Here is a 15,559-nt window from a genome sequence, read left to right on the forward strand (position 1 = left end):
AATTAGTTGTTGAAGCTTGGTGTTAGCTCAGTTTGTTTGCTTTCTTTGCGGTTCGCCTTGGCGATGAATAGCAGACCAATCAGTGGAACAATGATGGCTGCGTAAGGGATCATACCTGCGCCCATTTGGCTATCGAGCACCATGCCGCCTAAGAAACCACCAAAGGCATTGGCTAAGTTGAACGCAGAGATGTTTGCTGTCGCTGCTAACTCTTGACCTTCACCACCGTGGTTCATTACTCGAAGCTGCATTGCTGGCACGTTAGCGAATGACGCAATACCAAATACAAAGGCGGTGGCAATAAACAGAACTTTGCTGTCGACAGCTAGGCCGACCAGTACCAGTGACACAATCATCGCGATAGCCCAGAACATGGACGCTTTTTGTAGGTTTTTATCTGATGAACGACCACCCATGGTGTTGCCGACAATCAGACCGACACCAACGATAACCAAAATCCAAGTCACGGCACTTTCACCAAAGCCAGTGATGTGCATGGCGATAGGGGCGATGTAGCCATACAAAGTCATAAACCCCGACCAAGCAAATACGGTGATCGCAAGGCTGATAAGTAGCATTGGGTTTTTGAACGCAGCCAATTGCGCTTTGACATCTTTTGCTTCGCCATGACCAGTCGATTTGATCACTGAAGTGATGAAGAACAGAGCCACTAAACCAAAAGCGGCAACAGTTAGGAAAGTGGTGTGCCAGCCGAATTGCAAGCCAATCCAAGTACCGCCAGGCACACCTAAAACGTTAGCCAGTGTTAGGCCCGCGAACATCTGTCCGACCGCACGGCCTGCCATTTTTTCTGAAACCAAGTTGGTCGCCACCACGGCTCCGATCCCGTAGAAAGGACCTTGAATCAAGCCCGTGATCACTCGGCTGACCATCAACACAAAGTAGTTCGGTGCGAAAGCGGACATTACGTTGCCGAGAATAAACAGCACCATTAGTCCAGCCAGTACGGCTTTCTTGTTAAAGCGCGCTAAGTAAATCGTAAGTAATGGGCCGCCAAACACAATGGCAAGCGCGTAGGCACTGATTAGGTAACCCGCTTGCCCTTCCGTGATGGACAAAGAGTTGGCGACTTGAGGAAGGATTCCTGCAATAACAAATTCCGCGGTACCGATAGCAAAAGCTGCAAGCGTTAAGATCCATACCTGCAGTGGCATTTTTTCTTTATTCATGGGGAGTCTCTTTTTTTATTTCGTTTGAACCCATTGGTGCCATGCTTTTTTATGGCTTTGGCACCTTGTTTTTATTTGCGGTTAGCTAAGCGTGTGTTGTTAGCCAAGCAGTGCGCCACCATCAACATCAATCACGGCGCCAGTCATGTAGCTGTTTTCAATCAGAAGTAAGTAAGCTTTTGCAACGTCACTGGCTTCGCCAACTTTGCCTACAGGTAAGCTATTTTGTGTGCGTTGGTACATGGCATTTCTGTCGTCTTTGCTCATGCCTTGATACGCCTCAGTTTTAGTCAAACCAGGGCTGACCGCATTCACTCTGATTGGAGCCAATTCTTTCGCCAGTACTTTCGTGGTCGCTTCAATGGCTGCGTTGATGGCAGTTTTGACGTAGGTGTTAGCAACAACTTTGCGCGATAACATGCCAGACGTTAGCGTAATTGAGCCGCCTTTCTTGATGTAGCGTGCGCCATGTTTCGCCGCGTTGATTGCGCCCCAAAATTTGGTATCGAACGCGTATTTTGCTTGGGAAACTTCTACATCCACCACTTTGCCTGCCGGAGCATAAGAGCCTGCTGTGACGATCAGGTGGTCAAAAGCACCAATGGCTTCGAAGTAGTGGTAAACCGACTGTTCATCGCTGATGTCTAACCCTGTTTTGCGGCTTGCTACGTGGACAACCGCATTCTCGCTTGCAAGTTGTTGGCTAAGTTCAGCACCAATACCTGATGTGCCACCGAGTACGACGTAAACGGTTTTTTCTGTTTTCATGATTTGTTTCTCCAATCTCGTTTCGTTGGAGCCAGTATATTGATTGGAAGAAAATTGATAATTGGGTAATATTTGAATTTATTATTCAGCTCAGTCGAATAATGAGGTTTTAGGAGGGAATGTGGACAAGTTTTCGGATATGACGCTGTTTGTCAGCATAGTGAAGAACCAAGGGCTGGCGGCGGCTGGCAGAGAGCTCGGCTTATCGCCAGCAACAGTAACGGCAAGATTGCAGTCGCTGGAAGACCGTTATGGGGTGAAATTACTTAATCGTAGTACGAGGCATATCTCACTGACGGACTCTGGCGCTATGTACCATCAGGCATGCTTGGAAATCATCGACAGCGTTAAAGAGACGGAGAACTTGCTCCAAACTGGCACCAAAGAAGTGCGCGGCACACTTAAAATCTCAGCTCCTCGTGATATTGGTAAGCAATACATTTCGCCAATTCTGTCGGAATTTAGTCAGCTCTATCCCGATGTTATCCCTTATCTGTATTTGAACGATAACTTATCCAATTTAGCTGAGTCCGGTTTGGATATCGTTATCCGATATGGGGAGCTAGCCGACAGCAACCTTATCTCTCGCAAACTGGCGTCCAGTCGCCGAGTGCTTTGCGCTTCTCCTCAGTATTTGGCAAAGAAAGGCACGCCGATCACGCCACAAGATTTAGCACAGCACGATTGTTTAGCCATGGTTCGCAGCAATGAAGAGTTGAAGACATGGCACTTTCAAGATGAAGAGCAGCACAACGTTGTAACTGTCGTACCGAAGCGTTTTTCTGATGATGGCGAAGTGATTCGTCAATGGGCATTAGATGGGGCGGGGATTGCGTTGAAATCGATTCTCGACGTACAAGAGGACATCAAACAGCAGCGTTTAGTGACGGTGTTAAATGGCTATATGAAGAACTTCAACGCATCGACCTCTTCTGCAGGCGCGGATTTGAACGTGATTTACCTGAGCCGCCAGTATCAACCCAAGCGACTTCGTTTGTTTTTGGACTTCTTAATTGAGCGTTTTCATAGCCAGTTTCCGGAATAAGCAAGACTTAGACGGCAACCCGTAATCTAGGCCATGTGATTAACCAGTTTTTGGATTCTACCCGAGATTGAAACAGCGCCCATGTTCGCTTGGGGTTGTAAGTAATCTGGCCTTCAAACAAAGACTCAAATCCGAACGCAGAAATGCACTCTATCTGGTTCTTTTCGTTCAATCTGGCCGCAACCGCCGTCTCTTTTTCTGGCCAGTAACTCATCGCATCTAAGGTACTTTGGTAAGGTGTATCACCATTTCTTAGGTGCATGTTTGCTTGATTGCGCACTTGCCAGTTGAACTCTGGCATCAAGGCGTTTAGCTGCGTTTCGTATTTGAGGTAGGCTTGTTCGTCCAACTCATTCGACTCGAAATAAACAACATCAAGATCGTTTAATGGTGTTGGATTATGCTTTTGATGAAGGTTGTCCCAAACTAGGTTTCGTACAAAGCCTGCAGCAATGTAGCAATCTGGTAAAGCCAGTGAGCGAACACACTCCAATGCTTGAATGCGAAGTGGATCTTCTGCTAAAAACTGAGCAAGTTTATCTTCAAGCATCGGCATTACTTCGCTGGTGGCAGTTCAATGCCGAGTTCATCGCGTTTTCGTTTACTCAAGCCAAGTGCAACCAATCGATAAGATTCTGACAAATAGTACTTTAGCTCTTCGTCTAGGCGTCCGGAGGTTTCCGTTTGCTGAATCCACTTCATTCCACGGTTTGCGAAATAAGGGGCAGGAATATAGCCCTCATAATCACTTAAAAAATCGAAGTTTAAAGGGGAAGTCTTAAACGTAAATGCAGGCTGCTTGTCTTTACTCCAGCCACCAATAGCAAACACCTTTCCGCCTACTTTCCAAACGTGCGCATCACCCCATTGAACAACATGAGAAGTGGCAGTGAATGAGCCGCAGAATTGATTAAATTCATCGTATGTCATTGGGTTACCTCAATAGTGATTAGCTTAAATTTTGGGCTAGCTTAGTGATGTGTGCAATCAAAGCCAAGTGAGATTCTGAGGTTTCCCTTCTATGGCGATAGATGCCGACAGTACCCGGCTTGGGCTGTGATTCCACGGTTAAGATTTTCAACCCTAACGATTGTAAGTAATCGCTCAGGTGGCTGGTATAAGACATCACGGCTATGCCACTTTTTAGTACATCAATACTCGCAAGTAACGAATCGACTTCGTAAGTTGGACGGTTATCAAGTTGCTGACGTTCCCTTTCGTTTTGCTTGGGAATTGGGTTGTCTAAAACATGGTTAAACTTTTTTGCATCATAGGTGACGGATAGGGCGGGGTATTCATGGAGCATTTGTTTCGTCACCATTTTACCCAAAAGTGGATGATTGGGAGAGACAAAGTAGGCGTCAACAGTTTGAAATAAAGGAATAAAAGTAACATCACACTTTGACGACAACCCTACAATTTCATGACCAATGAAGAATTCAATTTGCTCATTAATCAAAGAATCCATTAAGCCTAGATGGTTGCCAAATTCGACGTGTGTAGATGCCGATGGTTGATGAGACAAATGTTCATCTAAGGTTTGTTTTACGAACAAAGGCCACCACGCATCTCCGGTTCCTATTTTTATTTTGCCGACTTGATACTGCTTCCTTTCTTCAATGCCTTGCATCATTTGATTATATTCGTGCTGCATTGCATCGCTATGACGATAGAGAATACGACCAAACTCGGTCAGAACCATGCCGCTTTGGTGGCGTTCAAAGAGTGTGACGCCAAGAGACTCTTCCAGCTTTTTTAAATTACTCGTCATTGTCGGTTGGCTTAGTCCGGCCATCCTTGCGGCGGCACTTATGCTTTGACAACGAGCAATCAGTAAAAATTGCTGTAGAGATTTGTCCATTGTTATTCCCCTTTTTGAAACAAGGTTTCTTGGGGGTATTGTGCACAATTTCTTTTATAAATCACAAATCTGCTATCTGACATAATTGAATTTATTAGTGTTTCATAGATCTAAATCACTATTGGTGAGCAACATATAGATGTTGTCTATAAAGCTGGCGCTGTTACCTATTTTTCTCTGAAGAGCGTGTTCCTTAGACTGTCGCCAAAATAACAATCTAAGGGGTGAACATGAAACCAAGTTTTATTGCGCTTGCTGTTGCTGCAACGATGGGGTTAGTTGGATGTGGTTCAGATTCTGATACCACGGAGGTGGTCGATAAACCGATTATTTCGGAAGACCTTTACTTACGCGGATTGAATGGCGATTGGGGGACTGCAGAACACGCGAAGCTGAACTATTTAGGGAACAATGAATATGAAACGGTGTTGCGTGTAGCGCGAGGCAGTAACCAGTTCAAGATTGCCGATCCTGGCTGGCAAATCCAATACACTCATTTTGAACAGCCTGCGATGTTTGATGAGGCTCAGGATTACTTACCAAAACCAGAAACGAATGAAGCATGTATGAATGACGACTGCAATTCGGAAATCACGTTTGAAGATAAAGGTTACTATAAGTTCTCTGTGAGTTTTGCGGATGAAAGCAGCGCGACGATGACCGTAACAAAAGCCACGCAGGAAGAGGCAGAGAAGTATTACTCAGATGCTATTTTGGATCCTGAAATGGTGCATGAGGGGCATCAAAATAAAGAACTAAAACTGTTCCGAAACTATGATGACAGTAATGAAACTGTGACATTTTCAGTCAAGGATCCTAAAGCAGAACTGCGTGAATTTGGCATCTCAACTACGACGGAACTGCGAGACGCTCTGGATCAAGGCATGGTGATTACGGAGAAAGAAGGGCCGCGTGTTGTATCTGGCGATCTCGCGTTTGATGCACTGTTCGCTTTGACTATGAAAGAGCTCGATCAACTTGCGGTGTCTGAGATCAAAGACGGCAATTACAACTACAACAAACCAATAAAGGCAGAAGTGTTTGAGACAGGTGCCAAGTGGCATTACGTTTGGACTCGTGATTTGGCATATGCGGCCGACCTTTCCCTTGCATTGATGAATCCTACGCGTGTTGAAAACGGTTTGGAATTCAAGTTATCAGCCTTCCGAGACTCAACAGATCAACAATACGATGGTGAGCAAATCGTCCAAGATACAGGCACTGGTGGCAGTTGGCCGATCAGTACCGATCGAACAACATGGGCGTTAGGGGCAGAACGTTTACTGTCGGCACTGGATGGCGAAGCTTACAACCAATTTGCAGAGCGCGCTTACAACGCAGTTAGCAACACGCTAGAAGCTGACCGTTTAGCGGCGTTTGATCAAGACTCAGGCCTTTACACGGGTGAACAGTCTTTCTTGGACTGGCGTGAACAGACATATTCTACTTGGACGCCAGATGATGTTAATGCGATTGGTAGTAGCAAGGCGCTATCAACAAACGTGGTTCACTATCGAGCAATGCGCTTAGCGGCGAAGTTGGCAGAACAATTTGACTCAAAAAACGCGGTGAAATACGCAGATTGGGCTGAGCAGTTAAAAACGGCAATCAATACTGAGTTTTGGAATGAACAGCGTGGTATGTACGTGAGTTACTTGTTCGATAATGGGCAAGATATTGCTGTCGACAAATATGACATGCTCGGGGAAGCGCTGGCGATCATAAGCGGTATTGCAAGCAATGAACAAGCGAAGCAAATCATGGAAAACTACCCTCATAGTGAGTTTGGTGTGCCAGTTTATTTCCCTCAACAGCCAGGTGTTCCGGTTTATCACAACCGTGCGATTTGGCCATTTGTCACCGCATATAGCTTGCGTGCTGCACATCGTACTCAAAACGTGGCAGCGGCTAACAATGCGATTCAATCCCTAGTTCGCGGTACCGCAACGAACCTATCAAACATGGAAAACTTGGAGTGGTTGTCTGGCAAATCGTTCATTATTCACAGTGATCATGGTGCAGATGCTTCTTTAGATGGCCCTGTGATCAACTCGCAGCGCCAGCTATGGTCGGTAGGTGGTTACCTCAATATGGTGGTCGAAACTATCTTTGGTATTCACACTGAAACAGGGCAATTGGAAGTTAAACCGTTCATTACAGGATGGGTTCGCAATCAACTTTTTGCTCAATCAGATCAGATTACATTGGAGAACTTTAGCTTCAAGGGTAAAAGCTACTCTGTGACGGTTCACTTGCCAGAAGTACAAGATGAGTCAAACGGTTACTATCCAGTGGAAGAGGTGACGGTTGATGATAATGGTCACTACCAAGTCACCTTGGGTAGCCTTGCTGCTGACGACAGCAGTATAAAAGTGGTTGATGGAGTTAAACCTTACGCAACGGAGAGCGAAAAAGTCTTTTCTCCAAAAGAGCCTGAGCTCGATGTCGCTCGCACCAATAATAATGTGACGATTGGTGTAACTAGTGACTACAACATTAACTTGTACCGCAATGGTCAACTGATCCAAAGCAATGTTAACGGAAAAGAATACAGCGATACCTTAAGCGGTTTTGCGTGTTATTTGGCTGAGGGTATTAATGAACAAGGCTTCCGTTCTAACCCAAGTGAACCTGTTTGTGTTGGCGAAGATATTCGCGTCAAACTCGAGGGTGATTACCAACCGCTAAAAGAAGATGTATCAGTGGTCACTGTCAGCAAAGATAGTGGTGATGTAAATGGTCTGAGGGCTTTCACCGTCCCTACCAGTGGGCGATACCAGTTGGCGGCGCTGTATAACAATAACCTAGGCCAACTAAACACCGGTATTACTAACGCAGTGAAAGAGCTTGAAGTTCTCGACGAATCTGGCCAGTCAGTTGGTCAAGGTTACATTCAAATGGGCCATATTGGTGAGAACAAAGGTATGCGTTACTCAACACCGATTGAAGTTTCCTTGGAACAAGGCAAATCATACCGACTGGTTCTCAAAGACCATTTCAATATGAGTTACTTGAAATCTAATGAAACCTACATTTACTCAGGTGGTGTAGATGGAGAGATGAACGAAGCGCAGATTGCTGATATCCGCATCACACCGCTTCAATAACGTGAATTGAAGTTCTAAGAAAAAGCCGCTGAGATTATCAGCGGCTTTCTATTTAAGTAACCACTGGATGTTCGTTGTAACGTGAGTGTTCAGAAAAGTGCTTACCAGCGTTTGGATTCCGACATGCTAGTGGAGAGATGGTCGATAAAGGCTCTTAATAACGGTGTGACTTGTTTACGCGTGCCATAGATGGCATGAACGCCTAACGTTTTTGGGTGCCATTCCGGTAACAACTGAATCAACTTACCCTCAGTGAGCATATCCTTCACTGTTGGGTAGGGCTGTAAGCTGATTCCGTTACCATTTAAGGCGGCAGCAAGCAGTACTTCTGGGGTATTCGCGCTGATATTGCCTTTGATGGAGACTGATTCATCACCGTTTGGTCCAGAGAATATCCACTCAGAACGACCAAAATAGCTAAAGGAAAGACAATTGTGGTGTCCTAGGTCTTGGGCGTTTAACGGTGCGCCTTTTTGTTCTATGTATTTGGGGGACGTACATATCACCGAGCGGCATTCACCTAATTGCTTTGCTACGACATTAGCAGGTAACTCATTGGTGATACGTATGGCAAGATCAATGCGTGATTCCACGAGGTTTACGGTTTCATCTGTCGACACAATATCAATCGCCACATCAGGCCACTGTTCAACAAAGCTTGTGATTGCGTCAATTAGGAAGCTACTCACAATGGAATAGCTCGCGGTAATACGCAATTGACCTTTTAGATTCACTCGATTTTGATTTCGGATTCCGCTTAGGGATTCTTCAAGTGCAAGTAACTCTCGTGCAATCTCAAGCGTCTCTTTCCCTGCACTGGTTAAACTGAGGCTTCGAGTTGTGCGGTGGAGCAGACGAGTATCCATCCACTTTTCGAGCTCACCTAAATAACGTGTCACTTTAGTTCGCGAAAGATCGAGATGCTCAGCGGCAGCACTTAAGCTTCCTCGCTCTACGATCGTGACAAAGACATTCATTGCCTCAAGTCTGTCCATTCTGTTGCTTCACCTTAAGAAAATCACCGTCACAGTATATGTCCGGATTTCGCAATAGTGAAAGTTAATTTGCTGTCTATTTCATCTAAAACCAATCAAATAAGATGACCTCAACATGAAACGAGCCGCATGAGTTGGTTCTCTAACACGGAATAAGATGATGAATAAGCGTTCAATTACTCTACTGATCACCGCACTAGCGGCATCGAACTATGTGTCGGCTGCGGACTTAACGATTACCCACTACAACCCCGGTGAAAATGCGATCTTTCCTGCAAGCTCTGTGCTTGTTTCTGGTGAAAAAGAACTGATGTTGTTTGACGCGCAATTTAGCGTCAAAGATGGAAAAAAGTTGGTGGAACAGATTAAAGAGAGTGGTAAAGAACTGTCGATGATTTACATCAGCAGCGGTGACCCAGACTATTATTTTGGCTTAGAGCCTATTGTTGCGGAATTCCCTGATGTCAAAGTGGTTGCGAGCGAAGCGGTTGTTAAACATATCGAACGAACAAAAGACGCGAAACTGGCGTACTGGGGACCTATTTTGGAAGAGGGGGCACCATCAAAAATTGTTGTGCCTACTGTACTCAATGACACCACTCTGACGCTTGAAGGTAAGCGCATTGAAGTAAAAGAAATCAATACTCATGATGCTTACCTTTGGGTGCCTGCGAAGAAAACTGTATTTGGTGGTGTATCGGTTTACAGTGGTGTTCATGTTTGGATGGCGGACACTCAGTCGAAACAAGAGCGTGCTCAATGGTCTCAATCGTTGGAGCGCATGAAAGCACTGAAACCAAAGACCGTGATTCCGGGACACTACCTTGGTGATATGCCGAAAGGTGTGGAAGGTGTTCAATTCACCATGAACTATATCGCAGACATTGAGCAGACGTTAGAAAAATCGGGCACGCCATCATCAAGCGAGATTTCGGCAGCGATGAAGGCTAAGTACCCACAATTTGCTGCAACAGAAGGCGATCTTGAACTGGGTGCGAAAGTGCTAAGTGGTGAAATGGAGTGGCGTTAATCTAAGCCTGTTATTCACCATACTGCCAAAAAACAGCCCCTCATTGTGAGGGGCTGTTTTTTATTATTTTGCTGCTTGCGGACGTGGCTTACGACGTTGTCCTGATGGCTTGTTGCCTGACGGTTTACCGTTTGAAGGCTTTGTGCCAGCTGGCTTGCCGCTGTTAGGCTTGCGGTTACCTGATGGTTTGCCACCGTTACCGTTTTTATTTGCGCCCGGTTTGTTCGCTCCAGACTGGTTGCTATTCGGCTTGTTACCGCTTGGCTTGCCGTTTGAACGAGCTTGACCGTCACGGTTGCCTTTTGGCTTACCAGCGCCGCCTTTACCTGCTTCGCCTTTGCCACTCTTGTTGTCGCTGTTGAAGCGACGCTTTGGTTTGTTGTTACCGCCGCTGTTTTTCTTCTCAGCGGTTTGACTGTTTTCACCTTCTGCTTTTGGCTTCTTAGGCTTTTTCGGTTTCTTAGGCTTGATTGGGCGAGTATCCAATTTAGATTCTGGAACCACATTGGTTGGTGCAAAGCCCGCTAGCTCTTTACGTGGAAGCAGTTGTTGAATCAAACGTTCAATAGCAAAAAGCTCTGATGCTTCAAGTGCGCACACTAGAGAAATCGCTTTACCCACTTCACCAGCACGGCCTGTACGACCGATACGGTGAACGTAGTCTTCTGCCACTTTTGGTAGCTCGAAGTTAACCACTTGAGGAAGCTGAGGAATATCGATACCGCGTGCAGCGATGTCTGTTGCTACTAGTACACGAATCTCGCCAGATTTAAAATCAGCCAACGCTTTAGTACGAGCACCTTGGCTCTTATTACCGTGGATCGCTGCCGCTGGTAGCTTTTCGTCCACTAAGAATTTCGCCAGGCGGTTTGCACCGTGTTTAGTGCGAGTGAAGACCAGTACTTGTTTCCAATCACCATCTTTGATCAGTTTTACCAGCATCGGCGCTTTCTTCTTCACGTCTGATGGGTAAATGCTTTGCTCTACAGTGCGTGCTGTAGAGTTTGCAGGGTTCACTGAAATCTCAATTGGGTTGTTCACAAGGCCTTTCGCAAGGTCACGAATCTCATTCGAGAATGTCGCAGAGAACAGTAGGTTTTGACGTTGCTTAGGCAGCAAATCAAGAATCTTACGAATGTCGCGGATGAAGCCCATATCCAGCATGCGGTCCGCTTCGTCCAATACGAGTACTTCTAGTTGGTCGAACTTCACCGCGTTTTGGCTGTAAAGATCCATCAAGCGGCCTGGGGTTGCAACCAATACGTCAGCACCTTTACGTAGACGCTGCATTTGTGGGTTGATCTTAACACCACCGAACACAACAGCACTGTTTAGCGATAGGTGACGGCTGTACATGAACACGTTTTCTTGTACTTGAGCTGCAAGTTCACGCGTGGGTGTAAGAATAAGTGCACGAACATGATTACTACGAACGCGAGGGCCGTTTGACAAGCGTTCTAGGATTGGCAGCGTAAAGCCCGCTGTTTTACCTGTACCAGTCTGCGCTGCTGCCATGACGTCTTTCCCTTCCAGAATTGCAGGAATTGCTTGAGCCTGAATTGGCGAAGGGGTGTCGTAGCCTTTTTCCTGAATAGCTTTAAGGATTGGAGCAGATAGACCTAACGAGGTAAAACCCATATGTATGATTCTCAATTGTTGAGTTAGATAACAAGGCGTCGAATTTATGTGCGACGCGAAAAGTGCGCCATTCTGAGGCTTTTAGGCGTCGGCTTCAACTATTTCTGTTACCGATGAATACTTGATCCAGATCTCACTTCCGAATCGGTGACAGCGGCTGGGGATGACCTCTCTGTGTTTTTAAAATAGGTGGAGGTGGGACTTTATTGGGGCTGTTACTATATTTTTCTTTTGAATCATAAGCTTTGGTTGTTTTTCAATGTCTCAGTGAAAGTCAGAGACTTGGTAGTTCAGCTCACTTATCCAAAATTCATTGTCTAGGTGGGCTTGCATCATTCTTTTTTGTTGTCCGTTTTCTAGAGTAATAAGATAGAGTCCGGACGTGAGTCCTTCGACCATATAAAAGCCATCCTTCTCTATTTTACTTGAGAATTCCATATCGTTGGCAATGTGTTTGAAATGGAGATAGCTGTGGTCTTCAAGTGAGCCTTCGATTACTCCATCAATACCAAAAGAGGCGATCAAAACCACGGATATTTGTGTAACCCCCGCTTGGCGAGTATTGACTAGAATGGGATTGTGTTGCGTTGTTAAGTTGAGGTCGAGGGCGCTCTCATCAACATGGATAGAAAGGTTATCGTGGGCAGGAACTTGATGGAAAACAAACTCGCCGTTTTCATCACTCATCGCGAATTGGTCAAGCACACGCAAATTGACATTTGGGATCACGTTGCCTTGTTGATCGACGACGGTGCCGACGAGCTTGGCATAACTGTATTTGCTCCAATCTAATATTTCGGCAATGTTGTCGTCGAAATGGCTGCGAATCCCGGCCTCCGTAGTAAGCTCAATACCATAATGTTCGTGGTTGCCGAACAGTTTTATTTTGAAGCTTGAGTTTACGCGTGCTTCTAACGTTGCGGATAATTCAACATCGTTATTGGTATAACTGGCAGACAGGTTCGACATCACTTCTTCAAAATACTGCCCATAGTTAATCCAGCAATCGGTACAAATATTTCGCAACGAAGCTTCAGTTTGTTCAAGAGAACCGGATTTATCCCATGCCCCTTTTACACGCCATGAGGTATCAGAAAAGCCATTCTTGGCGAGCTCAATAGTATGTAAAAAGTCGTCGATATCTTCTATCTGGTCGCGTGTGTAATTGGATTCAACGCGGAGAAAAAGGTTACGTGCAACTTTTGCACTGAGTTGAGGTGAGATTTGGTACTTATCATCTTCACGTCTTAAATCAAGGTAGGCGTTATAGTAAGGGCCTGAAAAGCTGTATTTTAAAGCGTCATACAACTCGGAATTCCGCGTGAAATTCACCGTCTTGTTGAGCTCTAAGCTTAACGATTGTGTGCGACCAAACTGCATATCCAACTCAATAGGAAAACGTTGTAATTCAGGAATCCAACCCACATGCATTGCAAGCCAGTGGCGTGGGAGATAGCGTGTTTGGAAAGCCAAGAGCGTGTCGTGGTCTGCAATTAACGCGGTGCTGCCAAAAGTGAGGTAATCATCAATGCCATATTCCAAAATACCTGCGCCAACTTTTGCCTTTTCAAAGTCGGCGATGAGATCTATCCCCCATTGCCCTTTTGGAAGGAAGCCACCATCCAAACCTGCGATAATTACTTCCTCTTGCTGCCAAACACCTTTGGCCAAGTAATAACGGAAAGTGAGAGTATCGCCCGGTGCAATGTTACTTTCTTCTATCACAAAGCGACCAAAATCATCAGAGCGGTATGAGCTTTGATAAACCCCGTTGACTAAAAGATCGATGTTGATGTTTGGCTGGGTTGTCCTTTCCAATTGAAGGTTGCCAAATTTTGGCACCGTTTTGTGGTTGGAGTAGTGAAAGCCATTTTCGAGAATCACAGGATTCGAGTAGAGACCACCATCCAATAACACATGTCCAAGTTCAACTCGGTTGTGGTTGTCTGGTTGAGCGATTGTGATGTTGTAGTATGCCACTGGATGATCTTCTCGTGAATCTACAGACATTTGGCCAATCCAATTTTCTGTACTCAATAGAGAATCGGAGAGCAGGTGTCCTCCCTCCTTGTTATCGCTCTCATATGACGCGGTTGCGGAAAGGCGAGTGGAAAAGCCCAACGTTGATAGCGGTCTGACTGAGGGTTGTCGCGTCAACTGTTCGAGTCGTTTGGCTCTATCTCGAGAATCACGTTTGAGTTTTTGAATTTCCTCCTCTAATTCAGAGGGGGATTTATAGCCCTTGTCGATGATGAGTTGGTAGTCTTCGATATACCAACGAGCTTTAACGGGTAAGCAGTCATTAAGGCTACGCCAATGGATAAGCCATTCCTCTTCATAAAAAAGGATCTGGATAGGCTGTTGCGTTGAATTTGATCGGTAACATACGTGACGGCTTAGGTCGATAATGAAAGCGGGGGTTTCTCGTGCCACGTCTTGCGGTAGGTGTATTTCACAACGCTTATGAACACAGTTTCCGTGCATTTCCAATAAGTAAGCAATACTGCTCTCGATAGGCAGGTAGGGCTGTTCCTCGTCATCCATCATAACACGATAAAAACTGTCCCCCACATTACCCAAACGAACCTCGATGTGAGCAGGATACAAGGCTAACTGCGATGGTTCGTTGGCGAATAACGGAAAAGATAGGGCGAAGATCATTGACAAACACAGCCCAATGTAACGTAGTCTCATTCTCGTTAGATTGGGCTTAGTACGTGAATCGATGTAAGGGAGGTTACAAGGTGCATTCGTGTAGTGATTGTTGGTCTTGTGTGATAAGAATCTTACTCTTGGCCGGAAGTCGTTTCACGAGCTCAGATTGTCGAAGCAATACCAGCCTCTCTTGATGATTATCGGTGTTGAGCATCGCATTAAATTGATATCTGCCTTTGTTTTGGATGCGTAACTCACCTTGTTTACATTGGATGGATACGTCTTGTTGAACCTCGCCGCGTTGTGCGTAAACCGGGATGTAGCTGTTTACTCGGAAGTCGAGAGCAAAAGAGGGCCCAGAGCTTTGAGCGTCTGCGGTTTGGCTTTGAACCAAAGTGATAGGAGAGAACCACAAGTAAGCTCTATATTCGCCGTTGTCTTTATCTGCTGGTAAAGCGCTAAACCTCAAGCGAATCGTACGTCTTTGGTTTGGCTTTAACTCTCGAATGATCGGCGGAGATACTTTGATCCACTTTGCAATATCTTCCGTTTGCGCGATGTCTTTGTCGGTGCGGGTGACACCTCTCGAAGTGATAGGGCGATAAACTGGCTTAATTTCAAGCCTAATGGGTTTGTCTGAGTTGTTTTCTACGATGATCTTCTCTGTCACTGATTGATCCGCATTCAGCACCAAACGGGTGGGAGCAATCAGCAATTGCGCATAGCTGGGGAATGAGACAAATATTGTCGTGAGTAATAGAACTAGGTGCTTCATCGATAATTAACCTCAAAAGGAATGGTGCCAGAGTAGCTGCCTGCTGGAAATTTTGCGCCTATCCGAATTTTTGCGCCGATACACAACAATTTGCTTCTTCCGTTGCTGTTTATTTTTGCGCGCCCGCGTTTAGATAAACCACACCCATAAAAAATTCGACGAACCTTAATTTTTCGAGATGATTTGTCATGATTAAGGTATTGGTTGTTAGGTACGGTGACGGTAATTTTTCGTCCCGGCTCACCGTCTACATAAAAACGGACAACGTAAAGTTGACTGTGGGTTGGGTTGGAAACTGCATTTTGACCTCGTCCAGATAAATATATTCCTGGGAAAGTGATATCCATATTTTCTGGGACGATCGTCAATGCCAAGCAACTTTGATGAGTTAATAAAAATAACCCTAAATAAAAAGCGACTTTTAATGGCATGATATTCTTATTTTGATAATGGCGGCATTAAAATATTGCCGCCATTTCATTAAACAATACTATT

Annotated in this window: 13 protein-coding genes; 3 read left to right on the forward strand and 10 right to left on the reverse strand. The window is 45.4% G+C overall.

Annotation, left to right across the window (positions count from 1 at the left end):
* Positions 1-2: 2 nt before the first annotated feature.
* The gene (locus C1S73_RS20710; protein ID WP_038865072.1) at positions 3-1,190 is read right to left on the reverse strand and encodes an MFS transporter; all 1,188 of its coding nucleotides are present in this window, start codon (positions 1,188-1,190) and stop codon (positions 3-5) included.
* 99 nt (positions 1,191-1,289) lie between these two features.
* Positions 1,290-1,958: an SDR family oxidoreductase gene (locus tag C1S73_RS20715; protein WP_038865073.1), complete on the reverse strand. Its 669-nt coding sequence runs from the start codon at positions 1,956-1,958 to the stop codon at positions 1,290-1,292.
* 121 nt (positions 1,959-2,079) lie between these two features.
* On the opposite strand from C1S73_RS20715, the gene C1S73_RS20720 reads away from it, so the two are divergent.
* Positions 2,080-3,003 carry a LysR family transcriptional regulator gene (locus tag C1S73_RS20720; RefSeq protein WP_009706305.1) on the forward strand — a complete coding sequence of 308 codons (924 nt, stop codon included), beginning with the start codon at positions 2,080-2,082 and terminating at the stop codon, positions 3,001-3,003.
* Positions 3,004-3,010: 7 nt separating this feature from the next.
* On the opposite strand, the gene C1S73_RS20725 is transcribed toward C1S73_RS20720, so the two are convergent.
* The 3 genes from C1S73_RS20725 to C1S73_RS20735 are packed head-to-tail and all read right to left on the reverse strand — an operon-like array spanning position 3,011 to position 4,864.
* Positions 3,011-3,553, reverse strand: a complete 543-nt coding sequence (locus tag C1S73_RS20725) for a nucleotidyltransferase family protein (protein WP_038865355.1) — start codon at positions 3,551-3,553, stop codon at positions 3,011-3,013.
* Positions 3,554-3,558: 5 nt separating this feature from the next.
* Positions 3,559-3,933, reverse strand: a complete 375-nt coding sequence (locus C1S73_RS20730; protein WP_038865074.1) for an MmcQ/YjbR family DNA-binding protein — start codon at positions 3,931-3,933, stop codon at positions 3,559-3,561.
* Between the two features lie 19 nt (positions 3,934-3,952).
* Entirely contained in the window at positions 3,953-4,864 is a 912-nt protein-coding gene (locus C1S73_RS20735; RefSeq protein WP_038865076.1) for a LysR family transcriptional regulator, read from the reverse strand.
* Positions 4,865-5,094: 230 nt separating this feature from the next.
* On the opposite strand from C1S73_RS20735, the gene C1S73_RS20740 reads away from it, so the two are divergent.
* Entirely contained in the window at positions 5,095-7,971 is a 2,877-nt protein-coding gene (locus C1S73_RS20740; RefSeq protein ID WP_038865077.1) for an MGH1-like glycoside hydrolase domain-containing protein, read from the forward strand.
* Between the two features lie 101 nt (positions 7,972-8,072).
* On the opposite strand, the gene C1S73_RS20745 is transcribed toward C1S73_RS20740, so the two are convergent.
* Positions 8,073-8,966: a LysR family transcriptional regulator gene (locus C1S73_RS20745; RefSeq protein WP_038865081.1), complete on the reverse strand. Its 894-nt coding sequence runs from the start codon at positions 8,964-8,966 to the stop codon at positions 8,073-8,075.
* A 160-nt stretch (positions 8,967-9,126) separates the two neighbouring features.
* Here C1S73_RS20745 and C1S73_RS20750 point away from each other — a divergent pair, with 160 nt between their 5' ends.
* Positions 9,127-9,996 (forward strand): Vmh family MBL fold metallo-hydrolase, encoded by an 870-nt coding sequence (locus C1S73_RS20750; RefSeq protein WP_038865082.1) that lies wholly within the window; start codon positions 9,127-9,129, stop codon positions 9,994-9,996.
* Positions 9,997-10,059: 63 nt separating this feature from the next.
* Here C1S73_RS20750 and C1S73_RS20755 read toward each other — a convergent pair whose 3' ends face one another.
* The 4 genes from C1S73_RS20755 to C1S73_RS20770 form a co-directional block, all read right to left on the reverse strand.
* Positions 10,060-11,634 carry a DEAD/DEAH box helicase gene (locus tag C1S73_RS20755; RefSeq protein WP_038865083.1) on the reverse strand — a complete coding sequence of 525 codons (1,575 nt, stop codon included), beginning with the start codon at positions 11,632-11,634 and terminating at the stop codon, positions 10,060-10,062.
* 264 nt (positions 11,635-11,898) lie between these two features.
* Positions 11,899-14,295 (reverse strand): carboxypeptidase-like regulatory domain-containing protein, encoded by a 2,397-nt coding sequence (locus C1S73_RS20760; protein WP_227740513.1) that lies wholly within the window; start codon positions 14,293-14,295, stop codon positions 11,899-11,901.
* A gap of 76 nt (positions 14,296-14,371) precedes the next feature.
* On the reverse strand, positions 14,372-15,064 hold the full coding sequence (locus C1S73_RS20765; RefSeq protein WP_038865085.1) for a fimbrial biogenesis chaperone: 693 nt from the start codon (positions 15,062-15,064) through the stop codon (positions 14,372-14,374).
* A complete protein-coding gene (locus C1S73_RS20770; RefSeq protein WP_081634735.1) occupies positions 15,061-15,495 on the reverse strand; it encodes a DUF4402 domain-containing protein in 435 nt (144 codons plus the stop codon). Before C1S73_RS20770 ends, C1S73_RS20765 begins: the two co-directional genes overlap by 4 nt.
* Between the last annotated feature and the right edge of the window lie 64 nt (positions 15,496-15,559).

The organism is Vibrio jasicida 090810c (genome assembly GCF_002887615.1).
In the GTDB taxonomy this organism is placed as follows: Bacteria; Pseudomonadota; Gammaproteobacteria; order Enterobacterales; family Vibrionaceae; genus Vibrio; species Vibrio jasicida.

Excerpts from the sequence above, each read along its gene's own strand:
- C1S73_RS20710 (WP_038865072.1), bottom strand. The coding sequence starts at position 1,190 with ATGAATAAAGAAAAAATGCCACTGCAGGTATGGATCTTAACGCTTGCA.
- C1S73_RS20715 (WP_038865073.1), bottom strand. The coding sequence starts at position 1,958 with ATGAAAACAGAAAAAACCGTTTACGTCGTACTCGGTGGCACATCAGGT.
- C1S73_RS20725 (WP_038865355.1), bottom strand. The coding sequence starts at position 3,553 with ATGCTTGAAGATAAACTTGCTCAGTTTTTAGCAGAAGATCCACTTCGC.
- C1S73_RS20730 (WP_038865074.1), bottom strand. The coding sequence starts at position 3,933 with ATGACATACGATGAATTTAATCAATTCTGCGGCTCATTCACTGCCACT.
- C1S73_RS20735 (WP_038865076.1), bottom strand. The coding sequence starts at position 4,864 with ATGGACAAATCTCTACAGCAATTTTTACTGATTGCTCGTTGTCAAAGC.
- C1S73_RS20740 (WP_038865077.1), top strand. The coding sequence starts at position 5,095 with ATGAAACCAAGTTTTATTGCGCTTGCTGTTGCTGCAACGATGGGGTTA.
- C1S73_RS20745 (WP_038865081.1), bottom strand. The coding sequence starts at position 8,966 with ATGGACAGACTTGAGGCAATGAATGTCTTTGTCACGATCGTAGAGCGA.
- C1S73_RS20750 (WP_038865082.1), top strand. The coding sequence starts at position 9,127 with ATGAATAAGCGTTCAATTACTCTACTGATCACCGCACTAGCGGCATCG.
- C1S73_RS20755 (WP_038865083.1), bottom strand. The coding sequence starts at position 11,634 with ATGGGTTTTACCTCGTTAGGTCTATCTGCTCCAATCCTTAAAGCTATT.
- C1S73_RS20760 (WP_227740513.1), bottom strand. The coding sequence starts at position 14,295 with ATGATCTTCGCCCTATCTTTTCCGTTATTCGCCAACGAACCATCGCAG.
- C1S73_RS20765 (WP_038865085.1), bottom strand. The coding sequence starts at position 15,064 with ATGAAGCACCTAGTTCTATTACTCACGACAATATTTGTCTCATTCCCC.
- C1S73_RS20770 (WP_081634735.1), bottom strand. The coding sequence starts at position 15,495 with ATGCCATTAAAAGTCGCTTTTTATTTAGGGTTATTTTTATTAACTCAT.